Below are 587 nucleotides of genomic sequence, written 5' to 3'. Positions count from 1 at the left end.
AGGCATCCACCGTATGCCCTTAAAAACTTGAACACACAAAACGATCAGAACAAATCGCAGATAAACAACAAGAACAACCCGAAGACACACCCTCCCGAAAGAAGGGGCCTTCAAAGCGGCTCTCATCATTCACCAGAGATGCTCGCGTCCACTGTGCAGTTCTCAAAAAACAACCGGGCCCACCAAAACCACACCACCATGCGGTGATGCGGTCCTGGTCCCGTAGTCCGAGGCCACCGGGCTCGCGCCCGTTCCCTCAGGACCCAACAGCGTGTCCACCAGTCCGACCACCCGAACTCGTTGTTCCCACTCCCCGAAGTCACCTCCGAGGCGGTACTAGCCGAGCCGCATGAACGGCCTGGTGAATAACCAGTGCTCCACATCTATGAGCAGCCACCTGACAGACATTCGCTGTCAACGGTAGCCACCGACCTGAGCTTTCCCCGAGAGGAAGCAGCCCCGGCCAGTTGGTGCTCCTTAGAAAGGAGGTGATCCAGCCGCACCTTCCGGTACGGCTACCTTGTTACGACTTCGTCCCAATCGCCGGCCCCACCTTCGACCGCTCCCCCCACACAAGGTGGTTGGGC

1 protein-coding gene and 1 rRNA gene are annotated in these 587 nt (G+C 58.4%); one reads left to right on the top strand and one right to left on the bottom strand.

Annotated elements, in window-relative coordinates:
* Positions 1-207 (top strand): hypothetical protein (locus ABD944_RS42245; protein WP_345187914.1); only part of this gene is annotated, 207 nt, incomplete at its 5' end.
* A gap of 274 nt (positions 208-481) precedes the next feature.
* On the opposite strand, the gene ABD944_RS42240 is transcribed toward ABD944_RS42245, so the two are convergent.
* Positions 482-587: ribosomal RNA gene (locus tag ABD944_RS42240) — 16S ribosomal RNA — on the bottom strand; the annotation flags it as partial.

The sequence above is a fragment of the Actinomadura verrucosospora genome (assembly GCF_039540335.1).
Lineage (GTDB): Bacteria > Actinomycetota > Actinomycetes > Streptosporangiales > Streptosporangiaceae > Spirillospora > Spirillospora verrucosospora.
This window is presented reverse-complemented; position numbering and strand designations above follow the sequence as displayed.